The organism is Sphingosinicella microcystinivorans, from assembly GCF_003634215.1.
In the GTDB taxonomy this organism is placed as follows: Bacteria; Pseudomonadota; Alphaproteobacteria; order Sphingomonadales; family Sphingomonadaceae; genus Sphingosinicella; species Sphingosinicella microcystinivorans.
Genome location: NZ_RBWX01000009.1, coordinates 131,458 through 157,060 on the forward strand (window position 1 = coordinate 131,458; position 25,603 = coordinate 157,060).

The 25,603-nt window shown below is 65.2% G+C and carries 30 protein-coding genes; 13 read left to right on the forward strand and 17 right to left on the reverse strand.

Annotated elements, in window-relative coordinates; all coding sequences use genetic code 11:
- Positions 1–21: 21 nt before the first annotated feature.
- Positions 22–1,827: a translation elongation factor 4 gene (gene lepA / locus DFR51_RS12915; protein WP_121051847.1), complete on the reverse strand. Its 1,806-nt coding sequence runs from the start codon at positions 1,825–1,827 to the stop codon at positions 22–24.
- 251 nt (positions 1,828–2,078) lie between these two features.
- Here lepA and DFR51_RS19190 point away from each other — a divergent pair, with 251 nt between their 5' ends.
- A complete protein-coding gene (locus tag DFR51_RS19190; protein WP_197723651.1) occupies positions 2,079–2,984 on the forward strand; it encodes a PEP-CTERM sorting domain-containing protein in 906 nt (301 codons plus the stop codon).
- 14 nt (positions 2,985–2,998) lie between these two features.
- Here DFR51_RS19190 and DFR51_RS12925 read toward each other — a convergent pair whose 3' ends face one another.
- Genes DFR51_RS12925 through pnuC form a run of 3 tightly spaced genes read right to left on the reverse strand, consistent with a single transcriptional unit; the run spans position 2,999 to position 4,775 of the window.
- Positions 2,999–3,685, reverse strand: a complete 687-nt coding sequence (locus DFR51_RS12925) for an RluA family pseudouridine synthase (RefSeq protein WP_121051849.1) — start codon at positions 3,683–3,685, stop codon at positions 2,999–3,001.
- Positions 3,682–4,218, reverse strand: a complete 537-nt coding sequence (locus DFR51_RS12930) for an AAA family ATPase (RefSeq protein WP_121052482.1) — start codon at positions 4,216–4,218, stop codon at positions 3,682–3,684. The genes DFR51_RS12925 and DFR51_RS12930 overlap by 4 nt, the downstream gene beginning before the upstream one ends.
- A complete protein-coding gene (gene pnuC, locus DFR51_RS12935; RefSeq protein ID WP_121051851.1) occupies positions 4,215–4,775 on the reverse strand; it encodes a nicotinamide riboside transporter PnuC in 561 nt (186 codons plus the stop codon). Before pnuC ends, DFR51_RS12930 begins: the two co-directional genes overlap by 4 nt.
- A 139-nt stretch (positions 4,776–4,914) precedes the next feature.
- Between pnuC and rpoZ the strand changes: the two genes are divergently transcribed.
- The 7 genes from rpoZ (at position 4,915) to lepB (ending at position 11,328) form a co-directional block, all read left to right on the forward strand.
- Positions 4,915–5,256, forward strand: a complete 342-nt coding sequence (rpoZ, locus tag DFR51_RS12940) for a DNA-directed RNA polymerase subunit omega (RefSeq protein ID WP_121051853.1) — start codon at positions 4,915–4,917, stop codon at positions 5,254–5,256.
- Positions 5,257–5,392: 136 nt separating this feature from the next.
- Positions 5,393–6,187: a DODA-type extradiol aromatic ring-opening family dioxygenase gene (locus tag DFR51_RS12945; RefSeq protein ID WP_121051855.1), complete on the forward strand. Its 795-nt coding sequence runs from the start codon at positions 5,393–5,395 to the stop codon at positions 6,185–6,187.
- A 492-nt stretch (positions 6,188–6,679) separates the two neighbouring features.
- On the forward strand, positions 6,680–8,785 hold the full coding sequence (locus DFR51_RS12950; protein ID WP_121051857.1) for a RelA/SpoT family protein: 2,106 nt from the start codon (positions 6,680–6,682) through the stop codon (positions 8,783–8,785).
- Entirely contained in the window at positions 8,782–9,366 is a 585-nt protein-coding gene (gene pyrE, locus DFR51_RS12955; RefSeq protein WP_121051859.1) for an orotate phosphoribosyltransferase, read from the forward strand. Before DFR51_RS12950 ends, pyrE begins: the two co-directional genes overlap by 4 nt.
- Positions 9,363–10,112: a pyridoxine 5'-phosphate synthase gene (locus DFR51_RS12960; RefSeq protein WP_121051861.1), complete on the forward strand. Its 750-nt coding sequence runs from the start codon at positions 9,363–9,365 to the stop codon at positions 10,110–10,112. The genes pyrE and DFR51_RS12960 overlap by 4 nt, the downstream gene beginning before the upstream one ends.
- Before the next feature lie 2 nt (positions 10,113–10,114).
- The gene (gene acpS / locus DFR51_RS12965) at positions 10,115–10,522 is read left to right on the forward strand and encodes a holo-ACP synthase (RefSeq protein ID WP_121051863.1); all 408 of its coding nucleotides are present in this window, start codon (positions 10,115–10,117) and stop codon (positions 10,520–10,522) included.
- Positions 10,519–11,328 carry a signal peptidase I gene (lepB, locus tag DFR51_RS12970; RefSeq protein WP_243445461.1) on the forward strand — a complete coding sequence of 270 codons (810 nt, stop codon included), beginning with the start codon at positions 10,519–10,521 and terminating at the stop codon, positions 11,326–11,328. The genes acpS and lepB overlap by 4 nt, the downstream gene beginning before the upstream one ends.
- An 84-nt stretch (positions 11,329–11,412) precedes the next feature.
- On the opposite strand, the gene DFR51_RS12975 is transcribed toward lepB, so the two are convergent.
- Both DFR51_RS12975 and rpsU read right to left on the reverse strand, forming a co-directional pair.
- Positions 11,413–11,904, reverse strand: a complete 492-nt coding sequence (locus DFR51_RS12975; protein WP_121051867.1) for an FKBP-type peptidyl-prolyl cis-trans isomerase — start codon at positions 11,902–11,904, stop codon at positions 11,413–11,415.
- Positions 11,905–11,968: 64 nt separating this feature from the next.
- Positions 11,969–12,175, reverse strand: a complete 207-nt coding sequence (rpsU, locus tag DFR51_RS12980; RefSeq protein WP_004208618.1) for a 30S ribosomal protein S21 — start codon at positions 12,173–12,175, stop codon at positions 11,969–11,971.
- 180 nt (positions 12,176–12,355) lie between these two features.
- Between rpsU and DFR51_RS12985 the strand changes: the two genes are divergently transcribed.
- From DFR51_RS12985 to ssb, 4 genes are all read left to right on the forward strand, one after another.
- Complete coding sequence (locus tag DFR51_RS12985; RefSeq protein WP_174234229.1) at positions 12,356–13,024, forward strand: COQ9 family protein; 669 nt, start codon at positions 12,356–12,358, stop codon at positions 13,022–13,024.
- A 73-nt stretch (positions 13,025–13,097) separates the two neighbouring features.
- Positions 13,098–13,364, forward strand: a complete 267-nt coding sequence (locus DFR51_RS12990) for a FeoA family protein (RefSeq protein ID WP_121051869.1) — start codon at positions 13,098–13,100, stop codon at positions 13,362–13,364.
- A gap of 5 nt (positions 13,365–13,369) precedes the next feature.
- Positions 13,370–15,214 (forward strand): ferrous iron transporter B, encoded by a 1,845-nt coding sequence (gene feoB, locus DFR51_RS12995; protein ID WP_121052486.1) that lies wholly within the window; start codon positions 13,370–13,372, stop codon positions 15,212–15,214.
- A gap of 24 nt (positions 15,215–15,238) precedes the next feature.
- On the forward strand, positions 15,239–15,745 hold the full coding sequence (gene ssb / locus DFR51_RS13000) for a single-stranded DNA-binding protein (RefSeq protein WP_121051871.1): 507 nt from the start codon (positions 15,239–15,241) through the stop codon (positions 15,743–15,745).
- A 231-nt stretch (positions 15,746–15,976) separates the two neighbouring features.
- Here ssb and DFR51_RS13005 read toward each other — a convergent pair whose 3' ends face one another.
- Both DFR51_RS13005 and DFR51_RS13010 read right to left on the reverse strand, forming a co-directional pair.
- Positions 15,977–16,507: a YceD family protein gene (locus DFR51_RS13005; RefSeq protein ID WP_160119280.1), complete on the reverse strand. Its 531-nt coding sequence runs from the start codon at positions 16,505–16,507 to the stop codon at positions 15,977–15,979.
- The gene (locus tag DFR51_RS13010) at positions 16,504–17,019 is read right to left on the reverse strand and encodes a ubiquinol-cytochrome C chaperone family protein (RefSeq protein ID WP_121051875.1); all 516 of its coding nucleotides are present in this window, start codon (positions 17,017–17,019) and stop codon (positions 16,504–16,506) included. Before DFR51_RS13010 ends, DFR51_RS13005 begins: the two co-directional genes overlap by 4 nt.
- Positions 17,020–17,155: 136 nt before the next feature.
- Between DFR51_RS13010 and DFR51_RS13015 the strand changes: the two genes are divergently transcribed.
- On the forward strand, positions 17,156–17,614 hold the full coding sequence (locus DFR51_RS13015) for an outer membrane protein assembly factor BamE (RefSeq protein ID WP_121051877.1): 459 nt from the start codon (positions 17,156–17,158) through the stop codon (positions 17,612–17,614).
- A gap of 81 nt (positions 17,615–17,695) precedes the next feature.
- Here DFR51_RS13015 and DFR51_RS13020 read toward each other — a convergent pair whose 3' ends face one another.
- From DFR51_RS13020 to DFR51_RS13060, 9 genes are all read right to left on the reverse strand, one after another.
- Complete coding sequence (locus DFR51_RS13020) at positions 17,696–19,783, reverse strand: sodium-translocating pyrophosphatase (protein WP_121051879.1); 2,088 nt, start codon at positions 19,781–19,783, stop codon at positions 17,696–17,698.
- Positions 19,784–19,905: 122 nt separating this feature from the next.
- Positions 19,906–20,340, reverse strand: coding sequence for a hypothetical protein (locus tag DFR51_RS13025; RefSeq protein ID WP_121051881.1), 435 nt, complete (start codon positions 20,338–20,340; stop codon positions 19,906–19,908).
- Positions 20,330–21,286, reverse strand: a complete 957-nt coding sequence (gene thiL, locus DFR51_RS13030; RefSeq protein ID WP_121051883.1) for a thiamine-phosphate kinase — start codon at positions 21,284–21,286, stop codon at positions 20,330–20,332. The genes DFR51_RS13025 and thiL overlap by 11 nt, the downstream gene beginning before the upstream one ends.
- Positions 21,287–21,309: 23 nt before the next feature.
- Positions 21,310–21,783: a transcription antitermination factor NusB gene (nusB, locus tag DFR51_RS13035; protein ID WP_121051885.1), complete on the reverse strand. Its 474-nt coding sequence runs from the start codon at positions 21,781–21,783 to the stop codon at positions 21,310–21,312.
- 50 nt (positions 21,784–21,833) lie between these two features.
- Positions 21,834–22,253 carry a 6,7-dimethyl-8-ribityllumazine synthase gene (gene ribH / locus DFR51_RS13040; protein WP_121051887.1) on the reverse strand — a complete coding sequence of 140 codons (420 nt, stop codon included), beginning with the start codon at positions 22,251–22,253 and terminating at the stop codon, positions 21,834–21,836.
- Positions 22,254–22,272: 19 nt separating this feature from the next.
- Positions 22,273–23,544: a 3,4-dihydroxy-2-butanone-4-phosphate synthase gene (ribB, locus tag DFR51_RS13045; protein ID WP_121052488.1), complete on the reverse strand. Its 1,272-nt coding sequence runs from the start codon at positions 23,542–23,544 to the stop codon at positions 22,273–22,275.
- A 59-nt stretch (positions 23,545–23,603) separates the two neighbouring features.
- Positions 23,604–24,206, reverse strand: coding sequence for a riboflavin synthase (locus DFR51_RS13050; protein WP_121051889.1), 603 nt, complete (start codon positions 24,204–24,206; stop codon positions 23,604–23,606).
- 10 nt (positions 24,207–24,216) lie between these two features.
- Entirely contained in the window at positions 24,217–25,209 is a 993-nt protein-coding gene (ribD, locus tag DFR51_RS13055; protein WP_121051891.1) for a bifunctional diaminohydroxyphosphoribosylaminopyrimidine deaminase/5-amino-6-(5-phosphoribosylamino)uracil reductase RibD, read from the reverse strand.
- Complete coding sequence (locus DFR51_RS13060) at positions 25,206–25,562, reverse strand: hypothetical protein (protein ID WP_121051893.1); 357 nt, start codon at positions 25,560–25,562, stop codon at positions 25,206–25,208. Before DFR51_RS13060 ends, ribD begins: the two co-directional genes overlap by 4 nt.
- Positions 25,563–25,603: the final 41 nt, after the last annotated feature.

Consider the following 25,603-nt stretch of genomic DNA (forward strand, 5'->3'; position numbering starts at 1 on the left):
CAACTGTCCTAAATTGACAGCCTACCCCTCGTCGCCCATGCGGAGCGCGGCGATGAAGGCTTCCTGCGGGATACTGACCGAGCCGTACTCGCGCATCCGCTTCTTGCCTTCCTTCTGCTTGTCGAGGAGCTTGCGCTTGCGGCTGATGTCGCCGCCGTAGCACTTGGCGGTGACGTCCTTGCGGAGCGCTGCGATCGTTTCGCGCGCAATGACCTTGCCGCCGATCGCCGCCTGGATCGGGATCTTGAACAGGTGGCGAGGGATCAAGTCCTTCAGCCGCTCGCACATGTGGCGGCCGCGCGCTTCCGCCGCGCCGCGGTGGACGATCATGCTGAGCGCGTCGACAGGCTCGTTGTTGACGAGGATCGACATCTTGACGAGGTCGCCCTCGCGGTAGCCGATCTGGTGATAATCGAAGCTGGCGTAACCGCGGCTGATCGACTTCAGGCGGTCGTAGAAATCGAACACGACCTCGTTCAAGGGCAGTTCGTACGTGATCTGCGCGCGCCCACCCACGTAGGTGAGGTTCTTCTGGATGCCGCGGCGATCCTGACACAGCTTCAGGAGCGAGCCGAGATACTCGTCCGGCACGTAGATCACCGCCTCGATCCACGGCTCCTCGACGAAATCGATCTTCACGACGTCAGGATAGTCGGCGGGGTTGTGCAGTTCCTGCACCGTCCCATCCGTCATGTGCATCCGGTAGACGACCGAGGGCGCGGTGGTGATGAGATCGAGATCATATTCGCGCGTCAGCCGCTCCTGAATGATCTCCAGGTGCAGGAGGCCGAGGAAGCCGCAGCGGAAGCCAAAACCGAGCGCAGCGGATGTTTCCATCTCGAAGCTGAACGAGGCATCGTTGAGGCGCAGCTTCGAAATGCTGTCGCGCAGCTTTTCAAAATCCGCCGCATCGACCGGGAACAGCCCACAGAACACGACCGGCTGCACTTCCTTGAAGCCGGGGAGCGCGGCCTTCGCAGGGTTCTTCACCGTGGTGATCGTGTCGCCGACGCGGGTTTCGGAGATGTCCTTGATCTGCGCGGTGATGAAGCCGATCTCGCCGGCCGCGATCTCGTCGAGCGTTTCGATCTTGGGACGCATGCAGCCGACGCGGTCGATCAGATGCTCGGTGCCACCGGCCATGAACTTGATGTTCAGCCCCTTGCGGATCACGCCATTGACGACGCGCACGAGGATGACGACGCCGAGGTACGGATCGTACCAGCTGTCCACCAGCATCGCTTCGAGGGGTGCGGTGCGGTCGCCCTTGGGGGGCGGGATCTTGTTCACAACGGCTTCGAGCACATCATCGATGCCGATGCCGGACTTGGCGCTGGCAAGCACGGCCTCCGACGCATCGAGTCCGATGATGTCCTCGATCTCCGCCTTCACCTTATCCGGGTCGGCGGCGGGCAGATCAATCTTGTTGATGACGGGGACGATCTCGTGATCGTGCTCGATCGACTGGTAGACGTTCGCCAGCGTCTGCGCCTCGACACCCTGCGCCGCGTCCACCACGAGGAGCGCGCCTTCACACGCAGCGAGACTGCGGGAAACTTCGTAGGCGAAATCGACATGGCCCGGCGTGTCCATGAGGTTCAGCGTGTATGTCTCGCCGTTCTTCGCCTTGTATTCGAGACGAACGGTCTGCGCCTTGATGGTGATGCCGCGCTCACGCTCGATATCCATGTTGTCGAGCACCTGCTCCGACATCTCGCGGTCGGTGAGCCCGCCCGTCCGCTGGATGAGGCGATCGGCCAGCGTCGACTTGCCGTGGTCGATGTGGGCGATGATCGAGAAATTACGGATATGCGCGAGATCGGTCATGAGACGGCCACTTAGGGGGCCTGAACGTCTTCGGCAAGCGCGCGGCCCCGCCAGTGTCGCCGTTTTTTACAAACTGGCTTCAGCCAGCACCACTCGTGTCGCTTGCAAAACGAAAAATCACGGCCTGAATCCGCCACTTGCGACAAGTAAAGGCGATTTGGCACGCATTATGCTTTCCTTTGTTTTCGACGTTTGTGTCCGCCCAGCGGTGTTTGGCTTGGCGTGCGTAGAAACACAGAGGGGATAAGATTATGCGTTACACGACCTCAATTCTGGCGGCCTGCGCCTCGCTCGCGATTGCGGGCGCCGCCCAGGCGACCACCATCACCAACGGCGATCTCAGCATGGGCCTGTTCGACAACGGCGGCCTCGGCAAGGACGGCGTCGGCCTGGCCCTCGCCGGTGCCGGCGATGCAATCACGCCCGGCTGCCTTTGCGAAGGTTGGGGTGTCGCAGCCAACGGCACCGGCAACAAGTACGTCTACGGCGGCGGCTCGACCGGTTTCACATCGGCCACGCTGAGCGACGTGACGGCTTCGAGCGCGAAGTCGGTCGTGACCACGAACGACGGCCTCACCATCACGCACACCTACACGCCGGTGGCGGGTGAGACGCTGTTCAAGATCGATGTCGTCATCAAGAACGACTCCGGCGCCGCCCGCACCGACGTGCGCTATGCGCGTACGCTCGACTGGGACGTGACCCCTGGCTACTTCGGCGACAACTACACGTCGGTCTATGTTCCGGGCGTCGCGCCGGAAGGCAAGGTTCTGCACACGTCGACCAACCCGTTCGCCGTGCCGGATCCCATGGTGCAGCGCGCGCAGGACGCCAACACGAACGTGTCGGGCGCCGTCGGCGACCTCGGCAGCTACTTCATCTTCAGCTTCGGCGACCTCGCCGATGGTGACGAGTTGAGCTTCACGACGTTCATCGGTGCGTACACGACCGAATCCGCCCTGCTTGCGGCCTTCGCGGCGGCCGGCGTTGAAGCCTACTCGTTCACCTCGGGTAGCCGTCACGTCAACGCATTCGGCTACGGCTTCGCGGGTCTCGACCTGCCGCCGATCGGCGAAGTGCCGGAACCGGCTGCGCTGGCGCTGTTCGGTCTCGGTGTCCTCGGGCTGGGGGCAGCCCGTCGTCGCCGCAAGGCCTAAGACTTACAGTCTCGTCACGCGGAAGGGGTCGCCCGAAAGGGCGGCCCCTTCTCATTTGCTGCCTCCCGCACCCAGAGCGGCCAATCCGCCGGCAGCGGCGCGCTGGCGGAGACGGGCGCTTCCTCCCGATAAGGAATGACGAGACCCGCCGAATGCAATCGCATCGGGCCGTTGCCAACGCCATAAACCGGATCGCCCGCGATCGGCGCGAGCGCGTGTGCGGCGTGGACGCGGATCTGGTGTGTGCGGCCGGTTTCGGGGAAGAAGGCGATGAGCGCCTGCCCCTCATGCGCGGCGAGCCGCTGCCAGCGTGTGGCGGCGAGCTTTCCGGCGGGGTCCACGATCATACGCCAGCCCGCCTCCGCGCTCGAAACCTTAGCGAGCGGCGCCGCGATGCGGCCTTCGCCCTGCTCCGGCACCCCATCCAGAAGCGCGAGATAGGTCTTGGTGATGCGCCCGTCGGTGAAAAGCTGGCCAAGGCGCTTCGTAGCCTTTGGATGCCGCGCGAGCACGAGGCAGCCGGAGGTGTCGCGATCCAGCCGGTGCGCGGGCTGCGGCAGGCGATGAAAGCCGAAGGCGAGTTCGCCGAGGCGTTCCTCCAGGCTGTGCGGGGTCTTCGGCCCCGGATGCACGGCAAGACCGGCCGGCTTGTCGATCACCAGCAAGTGCGCATCGATGTGGAGAACAGGCAGCGCCGTCATGCGATCCCGGCGGAAGCGATCGCGGCGACCGCCGCGGCGAACCGCTGTTCCGCATCGCCCGCGATCAGGACCCACGGCACCGCGCGGCGCTCCAGTTCCGCCCGCGATAGCGCCATGAAACGCGCCCGCGCCTCCGGCGTGCGGTGCAGACGGATGCCGTCATCCACCCACGGGATATCGTCCGCCATCAGCAAATAGAGATCGCCGACATCGGTGAAGGCATCGAGCGCGGGGAGCCGCTGCCCGAGCCCCATCATCGCCCATGCCGCCGTCATCAGCGGGTCGGTATCGGAGATGATGAGGCGCGCGCCGCGCTCCGCCGCCTGTTCCCGCGCCGCTTCGGTAAGCGCGACATGGCCGTGCATGATGGAAACGAGATCGTCGGCATCGGTCTCGCTGCCGCGCACCTCGCAGTAGAGGCGCCCGTATTCGGGCACCAGCCGTGTGCCGTAGTGCGCCGCGAGCCGGGCTCCGAGCGTCGACTTTCCTGTGCTTTCGGGCCCGTGCAGCACGACGTTCGCCGGCCGCTTCATGCCGCCACCGCCGCGGCGCGGCGCCACTGGAAGAGCCCGGCGAAGGCGAGGCCGAGGAACACGGTGTAGAGCGCCGACGTGACCGGAAGATCGCGCCACCAGAACAGCCCGATCGCGAGCAGGTTGACCACGATCCAGTAGATCCAGTTCTCCACGAAACGCCGCACCATCAGGATCTGGCCGGCCACGCTGAGACAGGCGACGGCGCCATCCACATAGGGCGCGGCGGCATCCGTGAAACGGTGCATCAGGCTCGACCAAAGGAACCACAGCACTGCCGTGACCGCGATCACCAAGGCGTTGCCGCGAAGCCCCATCCAGCGCACGGGAACGGTATCGCGCTGCTGCACGCGCCGCCAGCTGACCCAGCCGTAAACATTGAGAACAAGGAAGAAAATCTGCAGCAGCGCGTCGCTGTAGAGCTGCGCCTCGTAGAACACGACCGCGTACAGGCTGACCATCGCGATGCCGAACGGATAGTTCCAAACGCTGCGCCGAACGACGAGCGTGACATTGGCGAGGCCGAGGAGAGCGGCGATGATTTCGAGGGCGGACATGCCTTCCCCGCATAGCATCCGCCCTGCCCCGTGCAATGTGCCGAAACGTCGGGATCGGGGCTTTTCCTTGACTCCTGTTGCGCGCACGCCTACATCGCGACCCTTACGAATTTCCCGATTTTTTGCTGGAGTTTGCCCGATGGCGCGCGTCACCGTCGAAGATTGCGTAGACAAGATTCCCAACCGCTTCGAACTCGTGTTGCTCGCAGGCCAGCGCGCGCGCCAGATTTCGAGCGGCGCCGAACTGACCCTCGACCGCGACCGCGACAAGAATCCGGTCGTCGCGCTGCGCGAAATCGCCGAGCAAACCGTGAAGCCCGCACAGCTGAACGAAGCACTGGTTTCGGGTATGCAGCGCGTGATCGTGGACGACGAAGACACGGTGGACGAGATCGGCAGCCTCGCCGAGAGCGCGGAGGCCCTGCGTCTCACCGCGGCCGCGCCGCCCAAGCCGACGCCGATCGTTCCCGACTACGACTGATCGGGACGAAGTAGCGAATTGAAACGGCGGGGGCTTTCCCCGCCGTTTTCATTTGAGCAGGGCGTTGCCGACCGCGTAACCCCGGTTTGCGGAACCAACGCTTTGCAAAGCCGCGCCTGCGCGCCACATCGTATCCATGCAAAACAGCAAGCAACCCGCATTGTTCATCCCGCACGGCGGCGGCCCGTGCTTCTTCATGGACGACCCGCGCGGCATCTGGCGCGGCATGGAGGCGTATCTTCGCAGCATCGCGGCAACCCTGCCCGCAACGCCCCGCGCCATCCTTGTCGTTTCCGGTCACTGGGAGACGGAAGGGTTCGCCTTCACCGGCGCGGAACGCCCGACGCTCGTGTACGACTATTACAACTTCCCGCCGCACACCTACGACCTGCGCTATGATGCCCCCGGCGACCCCGCGCTCGCGGCGCGCGGCGCGGAGCTGCTTCGCAGCGCCGGACTTCCGGCGACGGTCGATGCGGCGCGCGGGCTCGACCACGGCGTCTTCGTTCCCCTGAAGGTCGCTTTCCCAGAGGCGGCGATCCCGGTCGTTGAAATGTCGGTCGATCTCAACCTCGATCCCGCACTCCACCTCGCGGCGGGCCGCGCACTGGCGCCGCTGCGCGATGAAGCCGTCCTCATTGTCGGCTCGGGCATGAGCTTTCACAACATGCACGGCTACGGCGATCCGCGCTTCACCGCGCCCTCGAACGCCTTCGACGCCTGGCTGACCAAGGCCGTGGAAGCGGATGCGGAAAGCCGGAGTTCAGATCTCGCACGCTGGGAATCCGCGCCAGCCGCGCGTGCCAGCCATCCGCGCGAGGAGCACCTGATCCCGCTGATGGTCGCGTCCGGCGCCTCGGACGCGCCGGGCCGGCGCGACTACCACGAACATGTTCTCGAAACGGCGATCTCGGGCTTTCGCTTCCCGTGATGCTTTCCAGGTGCTTCAGGGCGCAGGAGGGTTGTGCTTCTCGACGAAGGCGAGCGCGGGCTCGTTGTTCTTATCGACAACAATCAGTCTGCGCGCTTCGGCGATAACGCCCACGACAGCAATGCGCTCGCCTGACGGCGAAATCGCCGCCATCTCGAAACCAGGCAGTTGCCCGTAGACATCAAGAGGCGGAGGTGCGGCCCGGACCGACGCAGTAACTATACAGGAGAGGAAGAATGCCGGGACTAGTCTTGAGAAACGAAACCGCACGCCCCGCATCGTTCTGCCCTTCGCAAAAGATTACTGCCCCTATGCACAAAGGGGCAGGACCGATCACAAACTCAAGAGCAAAATCTCAAGACAATAATTTGAAACTAAAGAATAACGTTTTCGCCTTTATCGCCGCGGCTGCTTTGAAAACATCAACTCCCCCCTTGCCCCGCACGGCCCCATGCCCCCAAATAGCGTAGGGAGGATGGTGGAAAGGCTCGTGTGCTCAGGCAGTTCGAACTTGTCGAGAAGGTAAAGGCCTACGATCCCAGCGCGGACGAGGATTTGCTGAACCGCGCCTATGTGTTTTCGGTGAAGGCGCACGGCAGCCAGCTGCGCGCCAGCGGCGACCCGTATTTCTCGCATCCGATCGAGGTGGCCGGCATCCTGACCGACCTGAAGCTCGACGACGAGACGATCGCGACGGCCATTCTGCACGATACGCTGGAAGATACGGTCGCGACCCCCGAGGAGGTCGAGGCGCTGTTCGGGAAGAACGTCGCGCGGCTGGTGGACGGCGTGACCAAGCTGTCGCGCATCGAAGCGCAGACGGAGAGCGAGCGGGCGGCCGAGAATTTCCGCAAGTTCCTGCTCGCGATGTCGGACGACATTCGCGTGCTGCTCGTGAAGCTCGCCGACCGGCTGCACAACATGCGCACGCTGCACTTCATCAAGGACCCGGAGAAGCGCAAGCGCATCGCCCGCGAGACGATGGACATCTACGCGCCGCTCGCCGAGCGGATCGGCATGTACGAGTTCATGGACGAGATGAAGCAGGTGTCGTTCCGCGAGCTTGAACCCGAGGCCTATCAGTCGATCACGACACGGCTCGAGCGGCTGCGCGCGGCCGGCGGCGACCAGCTCACCCGGATCAGCACAGAGATCAAGGACGTTCTCGGCAGCCACGGTGTCGATGCCGATGTCGCGGGCCGCGAAAAGCGCCCCTTCTCGATCTGGCGCAAGATGCAGGAACGGCACATCCCGTTCGAACAGCTTTCGGACGTGATCGCATTCCGCGTGATCGTGGACAAACCCGACGACTGCTACCGCGCGCTCGGCGTCATCCACCAGCGCTGGCCGATGGTTCCGGGACGCTTCAAGGACTTCATCTCGACGCCCAAGCGCAACGGATATCGTTCGCTCCACACAACGATCATCCACGGCGATCACATGCGCGTGGAAATCCAGATCCGTACACGCGGGATGCACGAACAGGCCGAAATGGGCCTTGCCGCCCACTGGGCCTACAAGCAGGACGAGAACGCGCGCGCTTCCGAGCGTTACCCCTGGCTTTCCGACCTTCTCGAAATCCTCGATCAGGCGGGAAGCCCCGAAGAGCTGATGGAGAACGCCAAACTCGGCCTCTATCAGGATCAGGTGTTCTGCTTCACCCCCAAGGGCGAGCTGATCCAGCTGCCGCGCGGCGCGACGCCCGTGGACTTCGCCTACGCGGTGCATTCCAAGATCGGCGAGACCACCGTGGGCGCCAAGGTGAACGGGCGCGTCGTGCCTCTGCGCACCGCGCTTGCGAACGGCGACCAGGTGGAAATCCTGCGCTCCGCCCGGCAGCAGCCGGATGCGACATGGGAGAGCTTCGTGGTGACGGCGAAGGCGCGCGCCGCGATCCGCCGCTTCATCCGCCACAAGGAGCACGAGGAACAGTCCGCGCTCGGCGAACGCCTGCTCGCCGACATCATCAAGCGGCTCGATGTGAAACTCGGCGAAAGCGCCATCGACGATGCCTTGAAGCGCCTCGGTTTGCACGATCGTCAGGATCTCGTGCTGGGACTCGCCGCACACCGTATCGAGGACGACGCCGTGATCGATGCGCTGCTGCCGGGCCGCATCCTCAATGCGCGCGCCAAGCGACGCGCGAAGCGCAACCCCAAGGCGAAGCTCTCGATCAAGGGGCTGACGCCGGGCGTTTCCGTGCATCTCGCGCAGTGCTGCAGCCCGATCCCCGGCGACCGCATCATCGGCATCCGCCGTCAGAGCGGCAGCATCGACGTCCACACGATCGACTGTTCGACGCTCGCCGACGCGGACGGGCGCGAATGGCTCGATCTCGGCTGGGGCGACGACAATGACGGCGCGGTCGTGCGGCTTTCCGCCGTACTGCGCAACGAGACGGGTAGCCTTGCCACGATGACGGGCGTGCTCGCGAAACAGGGCGCCAACATCGTGAACATGCGCACGCACCACCGCGACCGCGATTTCCACACCTTCGTGGTCGATGTCGAGGTGGACAATCTGGCGCATCTCACGAATATCATCGGTGCGTTAAGGGCGACCGACGCCGTGACATCCGTGGAGCGCATGAAGGCATGACAGACGAAGAGGTTCTTGGGGAATTCCGCGCCGCCGAAGCGCTGCTTGAAGGACATTTCATCCTGTCCTCGGGGCTGCGCTCGCCGAAGTACCTGCAGTGCGCGCGCGTCCTGATGGACCCGGCGCGTGCCGAGCGGCTGGCGAAGGGGCTCGCGGAAAAGATACCGGCGGACCTGCGCGGGCAGATCGAGGCGGTGGTGGCGCCCGCGATGGGCGGGCTCATCATCGGCTACGAAGTCGCGCGCGCGCTCGGTGTGGATTCGATGTTCGTGGAGCGGCCCCAGGGAACATTCGAACTCCGGCGCGGTTTCCGGCTGGAACCCGGGACGAAGGTGCTGATGATGGAAGACGTGGTGACGACCGGGCTCTCCTCGCGCGAGGCGATCGCCGCGATCGAGGCGGCGGGCGGCAAGGTGATCGCGGGCGGCTGCCTCGTCGACCGTTCGAACGGCACCGCCGACATCGGCGTGCCGCTCTATTCGCTGATCCGGCTCAACGTTCCCACCTACAGCGCCGACAAGCTGCCGCAGGACCTTGCCGCGCTGCCCGCGGTGAAACCGGGATCGAGGGCCGCCGCGTGAGCCTGGTTCGCCTTGGCGTGAACATCGATCACGTCGCCACGATCCGCAACGCGCGCGGCGGCGTGCATCCCGATCCCGTTAAGGCGGCGCTGATCGCCGCCGCCGCGGGCGCGGACGGCATCACCGCGCACCTGCGCGAAGACCGTCGCCACATCAGCGACGATGACATCGCGCGGCTTGCAAACGAGATCGACCTGCCGCTGAACCTCGAAATGGCGGCCACCGAGGAAATGCTGGACATCGCGCTGCGCCATGCACCGCACGCGGTGTGCATCGTGCCCGAACGGCGCGAGGAGCGGACGACGGAGGGCGGACTCGACGTTGTCGGCAACCAGCCGAACCTGCGGACATTCGTGGAGCGGCTTTCCGCGCGCGGCTGCCGGGTCAGCCTGTTCATCGAGCCGGACCCCGAGCAGATCGAGGCCTCCGCGGCGATCGGCGCGGCTGTCGTCGAACTCCACACCGGCCGCTATGCGCTGACCGAAGGCATGTCGCGCGGTGAGGAACTGGAGCGGCTGACCGCAGGCGCCGCGCTTGCGGCAAAACGCGGCCTGGAGGTTCATGCCGGGCACGGGCTTCGTTTCGACAACGTGGCGCAGATAGCGATGATCCCCGAAGTCGTCGAACTCAACATCGGACATTTCCTTGTCGGCGAGGCGGTGTTCATCGGTCTCGATGCCGCGATTCGCGAAATGCGGCGGCTGATGAACGAAGCGCGCAACGCACCCACTCCCGCGGGAGCCTGATCCTGCCCCACGTCGTCGGCCTCGGCTCTGACCTCTGCAATATCGAGCGTATCCAATCGAGCCTCGACCGTTTCGGTGTGCGCTTCATCAACCGCGTGTTCACGGAGATCGAGATCGCGCGGTCTGAACGCCGCGTGCTGACGCGCGCCGCCTCCTACGCCAAGCGCTTCGCGGCGAAGGAAGCCTGCTCCAAGGCGCTCGGCACGGGCTTCCGGCGCGGCGTTTTCATGCGCGACATGGGCGTCATCAACCTCCCCTCCGGCCAGCCGACGCTGGCGCTGACGGGCGGCGCGGCGGCGCGGCTCGCCGAGATCACACCCGACGGCCATACGCTCGACATCCACTTGACCCTGACCGACGATCACCCGTGGGCGCAGGCGATGGTACTCATCACGGCGCGGCCGCTGTGAGCGACAAGAAGCCCGGCATCGACTGGAAAAAGGAGCTGCGCTACGCGGCGCTGCTCGGCATCGCGGTGATGGGCATCTGGTCGTTCGTTGCCAAGCCTTTCTATATTCCTTCGGAATCGATGGTGCCGACGCTGCTCGTCGGGGACCGGCTCGTCGTCAGCAAGTATCCCTACGGCTTTTCGTACCTGTCCCCGTTCCTGCCCGTGCTGCCGAAGATGGAAGGCCGCGCGTTCGGCAAGCTCCCCGAACGCGGCGACATCGTGGTCGTGAAGTCGCCGAGCGATCACAAGGACTGGATCAAGCGCGTGATCGGCCTCCCCGGCGACACCGTGCAGATGCAGGGGGGCGTGCTCTATCTGAACAACACCGCTGTGCCGAAGCGGGCCGCATCCCCGACGATGATCCCGGAAACCGACAACATGCACTGCGCGCGACCGGAGTTCCGCGTAGTCGAAGCCGACGGGACACGTTTCTGCCGCTATCCGCGTTTCATCGAGACGCTGCCCGGCGGGCGCAGCTATGCGGTGCTCGATCTTCTGTTCAGCTACGCGGACGACACGCCTCCGGTGCTGGTACCGCAGGGCCATGTGTTCCTGATGGGAGACAATCGCGATCGTTCTGCGGACAGCCGCTTCTCACCCGAAGAAGGCGGGCTCGGGCTGTTGCCGATCGAAAACGTTGTCGGACGCGCCGAGTTCACAACCTTCTCGCTCGACGGCAGCCAGCGCTTCTGGAACCCCGTGAGCTGGTTCACCGCGCTGCGGGGAGATAGAGCGTGGATGTCGCTGCGGGGCGAAGACGAGTAGGGCGGCGCAGGCCACCCTCACCGACCGCGACTAGCCCGCTTTGCGGACAAGTCTCGTTTCCTCTCCCATCGAGGGAGAGGAATTTTACTGCGGGGGCATACCCTGTTCGAGGACTTCGCGCGGCGCGATTTCGAGGAGTTCCACGTCGAACTCCAGCGTCGCGTTCGGCGGGATGACGCCGCCTGCGCCTTCCGCGCCATAGGCGAGCTGCGGCGGGATGCGGAAACGGTACTTGGAGCCCTTCGACATCAGCTGGAGGCCTTCCTGCCAGCCGGGGATCACGGCGTTTACCGGGAAGGCTGCGGGCTGACCGCGATCGTAGCTCGAATCGAACTTGGTGCCGTCGAGCAGGCGCCCCTCATAATGGACGAGCACCACGTCCTCGGCGGTCGGCTTCTGGCCGGCGGCGTCGCGGACCACTTCGTACATCAGGCCTGAAGCTGTCGTCTGCATATTGCTGGGCACCGCGAATTTCTGTGTTCCAGCCCATGCGAGCACGCCCATGCCGACGAGAAGAACCGCGATGAGCAGAACCCAACGGCCAAGGCCGCTACCGCGCGTCGCAACAGTCGCCATCAGCGCACACTCCAGACCTGAAACATTAAACGAGATCCGGCCCTATCGCGAGCCAGAGACCGGCTTAACGAACGCCGTCGCGCTCGGCGCGCTTGCGCTCCAGCTTGCGGGCGCGGCGGACGGCGGCAGCCTTCTCGCGGGCACGCTTTTCGGAGGGCTTCTCGTAGTGACGACGCAGCTTCATCTCGCGGTAGACGCCTTCACGCTGCAGCTTCTTCTTGAGTGCACGAAGGGCCTGATCGACGTTGTTGTCGCGAACGATGATTTGCATTGCGGCCGTCTACTCCATTCCAGTTTTGCCGTCTGTCCGGCACAATAAAACAAGCCGCCGGAGGCAAGCCTCGGCGGAAAGAGCGCGCGATCTAGCAGATTCGCGCCAGTGCGGCAAGGGTCTGCGGGCGGCGCCCGAAGCAGGGCTGACGCCCCGGCACGGCTCGTGTATCACATGATCATGACCGAGACCATCGCGCCCACTGACATGACTCTCGACGAGCTTCGCCCCTTGCTGGTGGAAGCCCTGCTGCCCAATGTGGCGTTCGACGGCTGGAGCGCGGCGGCGCTGGATGCCGCTGCCGCTGCGGTCGGCATCCCGGCAGACCGCGCGCGGCTGGTGTTCCCCGGCGGCGCGACCGAGATGATCGACGCCTGGATCCTGAAAACCGATCGCGACATGGCCGCCGAAATGGAACGGCGCGGCGCGGCCGCGATGAAGATTCGCGACCGCATCACCACGGCGATTCGAATCCGCATCGAACAGGCGCGCCCGCACAAGGAAGCCGTGCGCCGCGCATTCGCCGTCCTGGCGCAGCCACAGAACGCCGCGCTTTCGGCACGTACGCTGTGGCGCAGTGCCGATGCCATGTGGCGCGCCGCGGGCGACACGGCGACCGACTTCAACCATTATACCAAGCGCCTGTCGCTTGGCGGCGTCTACGGCGCGACACTGCTCTACTGGCTGCAGGACGAGAGCGAGGACGATGCGGATACGTTCGCGTTCCTCGGTCGTCGCATCGACACGATCATGCAGGTGGAAAAGGCCAAGATGCGGTTCCGCGAACAGGCCGCAAACCGCCCCCGCCTCTCCCGATTCCTTGGTCGCCTGCGCTATCCTGCCGCGTAGGGCACGCGCGCCCTAGTCATGCCACATTGAACATGATAATCGCTCGCAACAACACGAACAGATCAGAGTGTTCATGCGGATCGAGGACCTCAAGACCGGGCAAACCGCCAGCGTCGTAAAGATCATGGAAACCGGCACGCATGCGCCCGAGGCGCTGCGTTTGCGGGAAATGGGCTTCGACGAGGGTGTCGAGATCGAGGTGTTGCACCGCGGTCTGATCGGCGGCTGTCCCATCGCGCTGCGCGTGGGCAACAATGTGATCGCGCTGCGCAAGACGGCAACGCGGTTGTTGGAGGTCAGCACGATTCCCGCCGGGATACAGGCCGAGGCCGCCGAATGAACGCAGTGACCGCCGCGCCGATGGTGGCGCTGGTCGGCAATCCCAACGCCGGCAAGACATCCCTGTTCAACGCGCTGACCGGTGCGCGGCAAAAGGTCGGCAACTATCCGGGCGTCACCGTGGAACGGAAGGTCGGCTCCATGCTGCTTCCCGACGGCTCGCACGTCGAGATCGTCGATCTGCCGGGCACCTACAGCCTCAGCCCCCATTCACCCGACGAGCAGGTGACGCGCGACGTGCTGATGGGCGAGCACGGCATCGAGCGCGCGCCCGACGCCATCATCTGCGTGGTGGACGCCACGAATCTGCGCAACCACCTGCGATTCGTTCTGGAACTGGCGCGGCTCGGACGGCCGATGGTCGTTGCGCTCAACATGATCGACCTGGCCGACCGCGACGGCACAAAGATCGATACCGCGCGGCTTTCGCAGCTTCTCGGCCTACCTGTGGTGTCGACGGTCGCGGTGCGGCGGCGGGGCCTTGCCGATCTTGGGCAGGAAGCGCTTTCGATGCTGACGCGCGAAGCCGTTGCGCCCGGACCGGGCGCAGACATTCGCGCGCTGCAGCACGAGGCGCAGCGCATTGCCGACTCGGTGACGACGCTCTCCGGTGGTGCCGGGGCGACGACGCGGCGCATCGACACGATCGCGCTCCACCCCGTATTCGGCCCCGTGATCCTCGCCGTGCTGCTGTTCATCATGTTCCAGGCCGTGTTCGCGTGGGCCGAAGCGCCGATGGCATGGATCGAAGAGGGCATCGCCGCGCTTCAGGGCGTCGCTGCCGGCGCACTTCCCGACGGCTGGTTCCGATCGATGATCGTGGACGGCGTTCTTGCCGGCGTCGGCGGGGTTGTCGTGTTCCTGCCGCAGATCCTGATCCTGTTCGCGTTCATCCTCGTCCTCGAACAATCGGGCTACATGACGCGCGCGGCGTTCCTGATGGACCGGCTGATGGCGTATGTCGGCCTGAACGGCCGTGCCTTCATCCCCCTGCTCTCCTCCTTCGCCTGCGCCATTCCGGGCATTATGGCGACACGCAGCATCGACGACCCCAAGGACCGGCTGACGACGATCCTCATCGCGCCGCTGATGACCTGCTCGGCGCGGCTTCCCGTCTATGCGGTGATGATCGCGGCGTTCATTCCCGATCGGCAGGTAGGCTTTGCGAATCTGCAGGGCCTCGTACTGCTCGGCCTCTACGTCTTCGGCATCGTGGGTGCGATGGTCGCGGCGCTGGTGCTGCGTCGCACGGTGACGCGCGGCGCTGCCAGCGGCTTCATGATGGAGATGCCGAAATACCAATGGCCCATCCTGCGCGATCTCCTCATCGGCCTGTGGCAGCGCGGCGTCGTGTTCATGAAGCGTGCGGGCGGCATCATCCTTGCCTCCACGGTGCTGCTGTGGGCGTTCGCAAGCTACCCTGTGCCGCCGGAAGGCTCCGACGAATCGCCGATCGAATATTCGATCGCCGGACGCATCGGCAGCGCGCTCGAAGTCGTGTTCTCGCCGATCGGCTTCAACCACGAAATCAGCATGACCATGCTGCCGACGCTCGCCGCGCGCGAAGTGTCCGTCGCTGCGCTCGGCACGATCTACAGCCTGCAAACCGATGACGAAGACGTCTTGCAGCAGGGCCTTGTCGAACGGCTGCGCACTGCATGGCCGCTGCCGACCGCGCTCGCCTTCCTTGTGTGGGTGGTGTTTGCCCCGCAGTGCATCTCGACGCTGGCCGTGGTGAAGCGTGAAACGAACGGGTGGAAGTGGCCGCTTTTCATGTTTACGTACCTGTTCGCTCTTGCCTATGTCATGGCAGGACTCACTTACTGGATCAGCCGGGCACTCATCGGCTGATCCCCACGCGAACAAGGGAAAAGCATGGCGGGCAGCGTCAACAAGGTCATTCTGATCGGCAATCTCGGCGCAGACCCGGAAACGCGCACGATGGGCAGCGGCGGCAAGGTCGTTAACATGCGTATCGCCACCTCCGAGAACTGGACGGACAAGGCGAGCGGCGAGCGCCGCGAGAAGACCGAGTGGCACAATGTCGTGATCTTCAACGAAAACCTCGCGCGCATTGCAGAGCAGTATCTGCGCAAAGGCAGCAAGGTTTACGTCGAAGGCCAGCTCCAGACCCGCAAGTGGCAGGACCAGTCCGGGCAGGACCGCTACACGACTGAGGTGGTGCTGCAGCGCTTCCGCGGTGAACTGACTCTCCTCGACGGTCGCGGCGAAGGCGGCGGTGGCGGCGGTGGCGGCAATTATGGCGGCGGCGGATCCGGTGGCGGATCGGGCGGCGGCTTCGGTGGTGGCGGCGGCGGCGGATCACGCCAGGGCAGCCGGCCGAGCTTCGATGATGATCTCGACGACGACGTGCCGTTCTGATCGCTGAGCTGTCGGCACCGTTTACAGTTTGAAAGGGCGTCCATTCGGGCGCCCTTTTCATTAACTATACAAGGGGTTGGCGCCGTTTGATGAAAGGGTGGACGGCCCTTGCTGGCACGCGGCTTGCAATGAAGGCGTTGTGGGCAACGGCTCTCGCCCACACCAGAGTTCCCAGTCTCTGATCTCAAGCAAGGCCGGGCAGCCAAAACTTCCCGGCCTTGCACTCCCTTTTCAGCTGTTGCGTTTCAACGCCGCAAACGGGTTTGCCTGCGCCTTTTCCGCAGCCTCGCGTGCCGCCGCTTCCTCCTCGCTGAGCAGACGCCGCCGCGCGGCGGCAAGCACTTCGGGAGCCGCGTGCGGATAGGGATCGAGTGCGAGGCCGAAGGTCTGCGCCGCTACCTCGCCGAGATCTATGCTTCGCCCCTCGAGGGGCAGCACGTCGCAGTCCCCTTCGTGAAGCTCGATCTCTTCGCCGTCCGGCCCGAGGTTCTGGAGGAACAACAGCTCGACAGGCTCATCGATCCGCGCCGGAACGTCCTCGCCCGAGGTGACGCAGGCCTGCACGGCATCGCCCTCGACCCGGCCCGTCACCCGCACGCCGCCGGGCGCTGGCGCAGCGGTCAACACCGCCTCCAGCCGATCCAGTGCACGAACGTCGAACCGCGCGGCGAGCGCCGCCCTTTCTTCGGGGTTCGCCGCGATACGGCGTTCAATGCCCCCTCCGATCTCATCAAGCCCGAGCGGCCTCATGAATTCGCTCATCCCAAAATCTCCGAAAGCGGTCGGGCCGTGCAGCGCGCCCATTCCTCGCGCACGCGCGCGGTGAGCCAGTCCGGCGCGGCATCCTCGACGCGCATCACGTTGCGGGCGAGCGCCGCACCCAGCAAGGCGGGATCGGCATCCGCCGCAAGCGCCTCACGGTAGCTGCCAAGCCGACCGCCGAGCGCCTGCATCGCGCGGCCCATGTGCTTGCCGATTACCATGTCGCCGATGCCGATCTCGCGGAAGCTGCCGTCCATGTCCGCCGCGAAGCGCTCGACAAGCAGGCTGGAGAGCGCCCGCGCGCGCGCATCCTCCGCATCCTGCTCAAGCCGGAAGAGCAGCAGCGACAGCGACAGCACGACCATGTCGAAACGGCCATCGATGCTGTCAGGCACGCCGCCTTCGACGTACCAGTCCGGCCGGCGCGCCACGGCGACGATCTCGTCATAAAGTTCAGCCGCGCGGGCCTCTCCATCGGTCCCGGCATTTCGCCTTTGCAGCCATTTCAACATGGTTCAGTTCCGTTTCATCCCGTGCGCGCTACTGAAAGAGGCGCGGCTCCGCCTTGCGGGGCCGCGGCAACATGCATATTGAGTGGCGGGGCCGCGAGGTCAATGCGCGAGGCCTCAGCCAAGGTCAGGAGTGTTCATGTCGGTGAAACGGGTTGTCGGAACGCTTGCGATCGTTGTCGCGCTCGGTGCGTGCACGCGGATCACCGATCGGCAGGGCTTCCTCGCCGATCAGGAACTGATCGCCGCGATCTCGCCGGGCGTGGACAATCGCGCGTCCGTTGAAAAGACGCTGGGCCGACCGACCTTTATTTCCAAGTGGGACGAGAACAGCTGGTACTATCTCGCCCGCACGACGAGCCAGCTCGCTTTCCTGCCGTCGAAGCCGACGTCGCAGGACATGCTGAAGATCACCTTCGATGGCGCGGGGAACGTTGCCGCTGTCACGCGCGACCAGACGCTCGACCAGATCGTTCAAGTGGCGCCGTCGGGTGACAAGACCCCGGTGTATGGCCGCGACTCGGGCTTCTTCGCGGACATTTTCGGCAATATCGGCGCCGTGGGCGCCGTCGCCCCCGGCCCGAGCCGGGACCAGTAGAGCCACCCTTCCCGTCCAAGGGCAAAAAAGAACCCCGCCGGAGCGATCCGGCGGGGCTTTTTGTTCGCGCCGACGCGCGGATCAGTGTGCGGCGAGGCTCGCGAGGAGGAGCAGCGCCACGATGTTGGTGATCTTGATCATCGGGTTCACCGCCGGGCCCGCCGTATCCTTGTACGGATCGCCCACGGTGTCGCCGGTGACGGCAGCCTTGTGAGCTTCCGAGCCCTTGCCGCCGTGATGACCATCCTCGATGTACTTCTTGGCGTTGTCCCACGCGCCGCCGCCCGAGGTCATCGAGAGCGCCACGAAGAGACCCGACACGATCACACCGAGGAGCAGCGCGCCGAGGGCCGCGAAGCCCTGGGCCTGACCCGCGATCGCGGTGATGACGAAATAGACGACGATCGGCGCCAGCACCGGCAGCAGCGAGGGGATGATCATCTCCTTGATCGCCGCCTTGGTGACGAGGTCCACCGTGCGGGCATAGTCCGGACGGCTGGTGCCCTCCATGATGCCCTTGTTGGTGGCGAACTGGTCGCGCACGTCCTTCACCACGTCGCCCGCCGCACGGCCGACTGCGGTCATGCCCATCGCACCGAACAGATACGGGAGCAAAGCGCCGAGCAGCAGACCCACCACGACGTAGGGGTTCGAGAGGGCGAAATCGACCTGCACATCGCCGAAGAAGGTGTTGAGGTCCGCCGTGTAGGCGCCGAAGAGCACCAGCGCGGCGAGACCTGCCGAACCGATGGCGTAGCCTTTGGTGACCGCCTTGGTGGTGTTGCCGACGGCATCGAGCGCATCCGTGCGCTGGCGCACGTCCTTGTCGAGACCCGCCATTTCGGCAATGCCGCCCGCGTTGTCCGTGACAGGACCGTATGCGTCGAGCGCCACGACCATGCCCGCGAGCGCCAGCATCGCCGTCGCCGCGAAGGCGATGCCGATGTAGCCGGCGAGCGCGAAGCTGCCGAGCATGCCCGCGCAGATGACGAGCGTGGGCATGGCCGTCGCTTCAAGGCTGATGGCGAGGCCCTGGATGACGTTCGTGCCGTGACCGGTTTCGGACGCCTTCGCGATGGACTGCACCGGGCGGTAGTTGGTGCCCGTGTAATACTCGGTGATCCAGACGATGAGGCCGGTGACGGCAAGGCCGATCAGCATGCAGTAGAAGAGCGCACGGCCGGTGAGGCCGCCGATCTCCGTCTCCATGCCGCCAAGCGCCATGCCGGTGACGTACCAGAGGGCGGGGATGGCGAGGATCGCGGAGACCGCGAACCCCTTGTACATCGCGCCCATGATGTTCTGCGAACTGCCGAGGCGAACGAAGAACGTGCCGATGATCGAGGTGATGATGCACACGCCGCCGATGATGAGCGGCAGGGCCATGAGACCGTAGAGCGCATCGCCCGCAGCCGCGCCGACGAGCAGCGCGGTCAGCACCATCGTGGCACCGACGGTTACGACATAGGTTTCGAAAAGGTCGGCAGCCATGCCGGCACAGTCGCCGACGTTGTCGCCAACGTTGTCCGCGATCACGGCAGGGTTGCGGGGATCGTCTTCAGGGATGCCCGCCTCGACCTTGCCGACAAGGTCAGCGCCGACGTCTGCGGCCTTGGTGAAGATACCGCCGCCGAGACGCGCGAAGATCGAGATCAGCGAGGCCCCGAACGCGAGCGCGACGAGCGCATCAATGACGAGGCGGCTGTCGGGCGCGTGCCCCGCCATGTTGACGAGATAATAGAAGAAACCCGCGATCGCGAGCAGCGCGAGGCCGGCCACGAGCAGACCCGTCACCGCACCGGCGCGGAACGCCATGGTGAGGCCCTGCTGGAGCCCCGCACGCGCAGCTTCCGCCGTACGCACGTTGGCGCGGACCGAAATGTTCATGCCGATGAACCCGGTGAGCCCTGAAAGCACGGCGCCGAGTACGAAGCCGATGGCCGAGGTGAGCCCCAGAAAATAGCCGACGAGCGCCGCAACAACGACACCGACGATAGCGATAGTGCGATACTGGCGGCCAAGATAAGCAGCCGCACCTTCCTGAATGGCGCCCGCGATTTCCTGCATCTTGGCATTGCCCGGTGAGGCGCTTGTTACGCTCTTCGTGGTGACAATGCCGTAGAGCACGGCCGCGAGGCCGCACAATATGGCGACAACAACAACGTCCATGGACGAACCCCTGCTGCTCGCCTTACCCGCCCTTGCCAGGCAGGCAGGCGCGTTTCCCCAAGTTTGACTTTATGTCGGGGCGGAGCATTGCAAATGGAATGGCAACAGGCAAGCTGCGGATTTCAGACAGGAACCGCCGTTAGAATGCGGACCTGCCGAACGTTTGACGCGCCAAGAGCAGCGCGTGACGCAACAAGCAGTGCCGCGCGCATCGCTTCGATGTCGAGCCGGTCGGCGCTTTCGGCAACGAGACCGGACTGCCACGCCGCTGCGTTTACCGCGTGGCGCACCTCCGGCACCCGATCGCGAACCCAGGCGCGGCGGGTGCGCGGCACCTCCAGCGTGAAGGCGACGACGACGTAGCTCTGCGGACCGGACGCGCCCATCACCGGCAGCGTCATGCGCTCGACGGGAACATAAGCGACGTCCGAGGCTTCGGCTGTCTGCCGACGAAAACTCTCGCCGCCAAGCACGCTCGCGGTAACAAGCACGCCGAGCAGCGCACCGGCGAGACCCGCCAGCAGTGTCCACCCTCCCTGCCGTGCTTCACGCACCATGCTCATACCCCAAACGCGACACCGGCACAGGCGCACCGCCCTCGCCGATTACCGAAAACCCTTCGCCAGCCTCCACGTGGCCGACACGCGTGAGCCTAAGCCGCGCGGCTTCTGAAAGCGTTAAGAGTGCGGCGCGGCTTTCCGGCGGCGCTGCGATCAGCAGTTCATAGTCGTCGCCTGCGCTCGCCGCGGCGAGGCGTCCCGCGTCGCCCGACGCCAGCCGCGCAGCGGCGGCTTCCGAGAGCGGCACGTCGGCGAGCGTGATTTCGATGCGTACGCCCGATACCTTCGCCATGCGCGCGGCATCGATGAGGAGGCCGTCCGACACATCCATCGCCGCGTGTGCGCCCGCGCCCGCGAGGCCCTGCCCCATTGCAAGACGCGGGACAGGCAGGCGGTAGCGGCGGAGCAGCGCAGCGTCGTGCGGCGCTTCGCCGAGCGCGATCGCAAGACCGAGCCCGGCATCCCCGATCGTGCCTGTGACATACAGATCATCGCCCGCTCGCGCGCCCGTGCGCGACAGCGATTGCCCGCGCGGCACGTGACCGATCGCCGTGCAGCCGAGAACGGCAGACGCCGCGCCTGTGGTCGTGTCGCCGCCAAAGAGCGCGGTGCCGTGTTCGACAAGCACGCGCGCGAGACCCGAGGCGAAACGTTCGAGCCAGGCATCATCCGGCCGTGCAAGACCGAGACCGATGAGAACGCCTGCGGGCTCGGCGCCCTTGGCGGCGAGATCGGAGAGGTTCACGGCCACGAGTTTCCACGCGATATCGGAAGGATCATCCGTGCCGAGATAGTGGACGCCCTCGACGATCACATCGTGCGTCAGCACGAGTTCACGGCCCATGGGCGGGGACCACACTGCTGCATCATCGGCAAGTCCGCGCGCGGCGGGGTGCGTCGCGATCGGACGCAGCAGCCGTTCGATGATTTCGCCTTCGCGCATTTCGCCTTGGTAGCGCGGGCGCGCTATTCGCGCACGTCCTTCGCGATGCGGTCCAGCAGGCCGTTCACGAACCCGGCTTCGCGCGCTTCGTAAAACGCCTTCGCGACATCGACATATTCGCTGATCGCGGCTGCACGCGGCACATCGAGACGGGCAACGAGTTCATAGACGCCGCAGCGCAGAATCTGCCGCATCGGCCGGTCCAGCCGATCGAGCGTCCAGCCTTCGGCCAGCGCGCCGGCGATGCGTTCATCGATCTCCGCCTCGCGCGCGGCGACGCCGGAAACGAGATCGTCGAAGAAGTCGGCGTCGGCAGGGGCAAACGCCGTATCCTCGATGGTGCGGCCGAGACGGTGTTCATGGAATTCCCGCAGCAGCTTCGGGATCGGGTCGCCCGACATCTCACGCTGATAAAGCGCCTGAACAGCGGCGAGACGCGCTGTCGCGCGGGACGGTCTTTGGGTTTTCGCTTTGGGGGAGGAGGTCTTGGAGGACATGGCGCGCTATGTAGAGCCGCCGCCCCCGAAACCCAAGCACCAAAGATGCCTCAGTCGAAACGGCCTTTGAGTTCGAGGAGCGTGAGCGCCGCCTTGGCGGCCTCACCGCCCTTGTCCTTCTGCTTCGGATCAGCGCGGACGAGCGCCTGCGCCTCGTTCTCGACGGTGAGGATTCCATTCCCCACGGGGAGCCCATCCATGGTGAGCGCCATCAAGCCGCGCGCGCTTTCGCCCGCCACGATCTCGAAGTGATACGTTTCGCCGCGAATGACGACGCCGATGCCGACGAACGCATCATAGCGACCGGATTCGGCCGCGAGCGCGATGGCGCCCGGGATTTCGAGCGCACCGGGAACGGTGATCGTTTCGTGGCTGTGCCCCGCATCCTCGATCGCGGCACGCGTGCCCGCGAGCAGCATGTCGTTGAGGTGCGCATAGAAACGGGCTTCGACGATGAGGACACGTGCCATGAACGGCCTTTCGGTAATCTCAGTTGGAGGGAATGGGCCGTTCGCCGACGACGTTGATACCATAACCTTCGATCGCGACGATATTGCGATGGGCATTGGTGAGCAGGATCATGTCGTGGATACCGAGATCGGCGAGGATCTGCGCACCGATGCCGTAGGAGCGCAGGTCCATGTCGCCGCCGCGTTCGCCCGAGATTTCGCGGGTCAGGCTATCCGCCCCGGAGCCGGTGAGCAGGACGATGACACCTGAACCGACACGCCCGATCTCTTCCATCGAACGCTGCAGGATGCGCTTGCGCGGGCCGGGCTGGCCGAGGACGTCCGAGAAGATCGAAAGCCCGTGCATACGCACCAGCGTCGGCTCATCCGCGCTGATCTTGCCCTTCTGGAGAACGACGTTGACCGAGCCGTCGATCTTGTTGCGATAGGAAAGCACCCGCCAGTCCCCGCCGTAGTCCGACGTGAACGGCGCCTGCGCGACACATTCGACGAGGTGATCGTGGCGGCGGCGATAGGCGATCAGATCGCGGATCGTGCCCATCTTGAGACCGTGAAGGCGCGCGAAGGGGACAAGATCGTCCATACGCGCCATCGTGCCGTCGTCCTTCATGATCTCGCAGATCACGCCGGAAGGATTGAGCCCGGCGAGACGGGCGACATCGACAGCGGCCTCTGTGTGGCCGGTGCGCACGAGCACGCCGCCGTCGCGCGCGACGAGGGGAAAGACGTGGCCGGGCGTCACAATGTCGTCGGAACCCCGCGCGGAATCGATGGCGACCGCGACCGTTCTTGCACGATCAGCCGCTGAAATGCCGGTGGTGACGCCCTGCCGCGCCTCGATCGAGACGGTGAAGGCGGTTTCGTGCCGCGTACCGTTCTGGCGGCTCATCAGGCCGAGGCCGAGCTGGTCGACACGCGCCTTCGTCATCGCGAGACAAATGAGACCGCGACCGTGTGTTGCCATGAAGTTGATCGCATCCGGCGTCGCCATCTGCGCCGGGATGATGAGGTCGCCCTCGTTCTCGCGATCCTCGTCGTCGACAAGGATGAACATGCGACCGTTGCGCGCCTCCTCGATGATCTCCTCGATCGGGACGAGCGCCGGGCGATCACTGTTCGAGGCCATGTACAGCTCCAGCTTGCGGAGCGTTTCGGCAGTTGGGTTCCAATCCGGCGAATCCATATCGCGAAGCGTATTGGCGTGAAGGCCCGCCGCTCGGGCGAGACCGGAGCGCGACACGTCCCCCTTGGAGACAAGGCCGCGAATCGTTTCGATTAGAATTTGGCTCATGTCGATATGCGTATCACACTCCGATGTGATCACAATCATCATTTATCACAGGGACATGTTCAGCTTGCGACGTCACGCATCCTGCCGATATAACGGGCGAGTACGTCGATTTCTATGTTCACCGCGTCTCCCGCACCCGCACCGCCGAACGTGGTGTGCGCGGCACTGTGCGGAATCAGGTTGAACGAAAGCACGACGCCTTCCGCCGTATCCTCGACCGTGTTGACGGTCAACGACACACCGTCGAGCGCAACGGAGCCCTTGGGTGCGATGAACGCGGCGACGTTCTTCGGTGCGGCGATGCGGAACGTGTGGCTGTCGCCCACCGCCGCGATCGATTCGATGCGGCCGACGGCATCGACATGGCCGGTGACGATATGGCCGCCGAGTTCGTCGCCAACCTTCAGCGCCCGCTCGAGATTGAGCCGCGCACCCTGCTGCCAGCGCGCGCCAGCCGTCTTGGAGAGGGTTTCGGCTGACACATCGACTGCGAACCAGTCCGCGCCTTTGTCCACCACGGTAAGGCACACGCCCGCGCAGGCAATGGAAGCGCCCATGTCGACGCCCGTCATGTCGTAGCCGCAGGCGATGGTGAGCCGCGTGTCGCCCCGCGCTTCGACTTTTGTGACGGTACCGATGTCGGTGATGATGCCGGTGAACATGGCGCCCCCTCTAGCGCGTCCGCGCGTAGACTTCGAGTCGGTCGTTGCCGAACGTGCGTGTTTCGGCAAGCCGCCAGCGCCCGTGCGCGTCGGCCAGCCGTTCGAGGCCGAGGCGTCCAACGCCGGGCGCGCCGTCGCCGAGCACGATGGGGGCGCGGTAAACAAGCATTCGATCAACGAGATCGGCGGCCAGCAGCGTACTCGCCGTGGCCGGCCCACCCTCCACAAACACATCGTTCACGGCCAGCCCGCACAGATCGTCGACCGACGCCAGCAACAGCGGATCGCGCGCCGCGAACTTCGCGGCCCCCGGAATGGCATCAAGGGTCGCGCTGAGCACGGCGGGACGCGGGCTGCGATCTTCAAGCCCCGGCAAGCGCACGTCGAGCGAAGGATCGTCAGCTTCGAGCGTGCCCCGCCCGACGACGATCACGTCTGCAAGCGCCCGCTCCAGATGAACATGGGCACGCGCCTCCGGCCCCGTTATCCATTGGCTTTCGCCACCCGGCATCGACACGCGTCCGTCGATCGACGTGGCGAGCTTCAGCGTGATGCGCGGACGGCCGCGTTCCATGCGGGAGAAGAACCCCGCCATCGCCGCGCGCGCCGCAGCCTCCCCCTCGCTGACAGACACCGAGACCCCGGCATCCCTGAGGCGCGCGGCACCCTGACCCGCCGTTCGCGGATCGGGATCGAGCACGGCGATGTGAACGGCCGAAACACCCGATGCGATGATGAGATCGGCACAGGCCGGCCCCCGCGCACTGACATGGGCACAAGGCTCCAGGCTGACATAAAGTTCAGCGCCCCGCGCGGCTTCGTCCGCAGCTTCCAGAGCGACGGCTTCGGCATGAGGGCGTCCGCCGGGCTGCGTCCAGCCGCGCGCGATCACGATGCCGTCCTTCACGACAAGGCAGCCGACATTGGGATTGGGCGCGGTGCGACCGAGGCCGCGCCGCGAGAGGCGAATGGCGGCCTCCATCAGCCGCGCCGCCTCACTCATTCGCTTGCCGGCTCTTTGGTTTCGGGCTGGGCTGCAGGCTGGGCAGCAGGGTCAGCAGCAGCCTTGTCGGCATTGATATCGAGCTGCGCGGCAATTGCGTCCGCCTGTTCCTGCATCAGCCGCTCTTCTTCCTCCTGCTCTGCGAGCGCCTCGGCACGCGAGCGTCCGTCCTCCCAGTTCTTGAAATAGGCGATGATCGGATCGGGCGGGAGGTAGCCGAAGCGGTTCTCGATCAAGAACGTGAACATGATGATGAAGGTCATCAGCACCGAAAGGCTGCCGATGACCCACTGCCGCCGTTCGACAGCGGCGATGCGAGCGCGGATGCGTCCGAAAATTGTGGCGGTGCTCATGCGGGGCCACAGATAGGGTTTCGAACGCACCCGCGCCAGTG

Coding starts and splice junctions, on each gene's coding strand:
- thiL (WP_121051883.1), bottom strand. CDS start 21,286: ATGCGCGAAGGCGAAATCATCGAACGGCTGCTGCGTCCGATCGCGACG.
- DFR51_RS13025 (WP_121051881.1), bottom strand. CDS start 20,340: ATGGTGCGTGAAGCACGGCAGGGAGGGTGGACACTGCTGGCGGGTCTC.
- DFR51_RS13005 (WP_160119280.1), bottom strand. CDS start 16,507: ATGAGCGAATTCATGAGGCCGCTCGGGCTTGATGAGATCGGAGGGGGC.
- DFR51_RS12925 (WP_121051849.1), bottom strand. CDS start 3,685: ATGACGGCGCTGCCTGTTCTCCACATCGATGCGCACTTGCTGGTGATC.
- ribH (WP_121051887.1), bottom strand. CDS start 22,253: ATGGCACGTGTCCTCATCGTCGAAGCCCGTTTCTATGCGCACCTCAAC.
- pyrE (WP_121051859.1), top strand. CDS start 8,782: ATGACAGACGAAGAGGTTCTTGGGGAATTCCGCGCCGCCGAAGCGCTG.
- ribB (WP_121052488.1), bottom strand. CDS start 23,544: ATGAGCCAAATTCTAATCGAAACGATTCGCGGCCTTGTCTCCAAGGGG.
- DFR51_RS12930 (WP_121052482.1), bottom strand. CDS start 4,218: ATGAAGCGGCCGGCGAACGTCGTGCTGCACGGGCCCGAAAGCACAGGA.
- nusB (WP_121051885.1), bottom strand. CDS start 21,783: ATGTCCTCCAAGACCTCCTCCCCCAAAGCGAAAACCCAAAGACCGTCC.
- DFR51_RS12985 (WP_174234229.1), top strand. CDS start 12,356: ATGACCGAGACCATCGCGCCCACTGACATGACTCTCGACGAGCTTCGC.
- pnuC (WP_121051851.1), bottom strand. CDS start 4,775: ATGTCCGCCCTCGAAATCATCGCCGCTCTCCTCGGCCTCGCCAATGTC.
- lepA (WP_121051847.1), bottom strand. CDS start 1,827: ATGACCGATCTCGCGCATATCCGTAATTTCTCGATCATCGCCCACATC.
- DFR51_RS12990 (WP_121051869.1), top strand. CDS start 13,098: ATGCGGATCGAGGACCTCAAGACCGGGCAAACCGCCAGCGTCGTAAAG.
- DFR51_RS12945 (WP_121051855.1), top strand. CDS start 5,393: ATGCAAAACAGCAAGCAACCCGCATTGTTCATCCCGCACGGCGGCGGC.
- DFR51_RS12975 (WP_121051867.1), bottom strand. CDS start 11,904: ATGGCGACTGTTGCGACGCGCGGTAGCGGCCTTGGCCGTTGGGTTCTG.
- ribD (WP_121051891.1), bottom strand. CDS start 25,209: ATGAGTGAGGCGGCGCGGCTGATGGAGGCCGCCATTCGCCTCTCGCGG.
- DFR51_RS13010 (WP_121051875.1), bottom strand. CDS start 17,019: ATGTTGAAATGGCTGCAAAGGCGAAATGCCGGGACCGATGGAGAGGCC.
- DFR51_RS13015 (WP_121051877.1), top strand. CDS start 17,156: ATGTCGGTGAAACGGGTTGTCGGAACGCTTGCGATCGTTGTCGCGCTC.
- DFR51_RS13050 (WP_121051889.1), bottom strand. CDS start 24,206: ATGTTCACCGGCATCATCACCGACATCGGTACCGTCACAAAAGTCGAA.
- rpoZ (WP_121051853.1), top strand. CDS start 4,915: ATGGCGCGCGTCACCGTCGAAGATTGCGTAGACAAGATTCCCAACCGC.
- DFR51_RS19190 (WP_197723651.1), top strand. CDS start 2,079: ATGCGTTACACGACCTCAATTCTGGCGGCCTGCGCCTCGCTCGCGATT.
- DFR51_RS13060 (WP_121051893.1), bottom strand. CDS start 25,562: ATGAGCACCGCCACAATTTTCGGACGCATCCGCGCTCGCATCGCCGCT.
- rpsU (WP_004208618.1), bottom strand. CDS start 12,175: ATGCAAATCATCGTTCGCGACAACAACGTCGATCAGGCCCTTCGTGCA.
- DFR51_RS13020 (WP_121051879.1), bottom strand. CDS start 19,783: ATGGACGTTGTTGTTGTCGCCATATTGTGCGGCCTCGCGGCCGTGCTC.
- ssb (WP_121051871.1), top strand. CDS start 15,239: ATGGCGGGCAGCGTCAACAAGGTCATTCTGATCGGCAATCTCGGCGCA.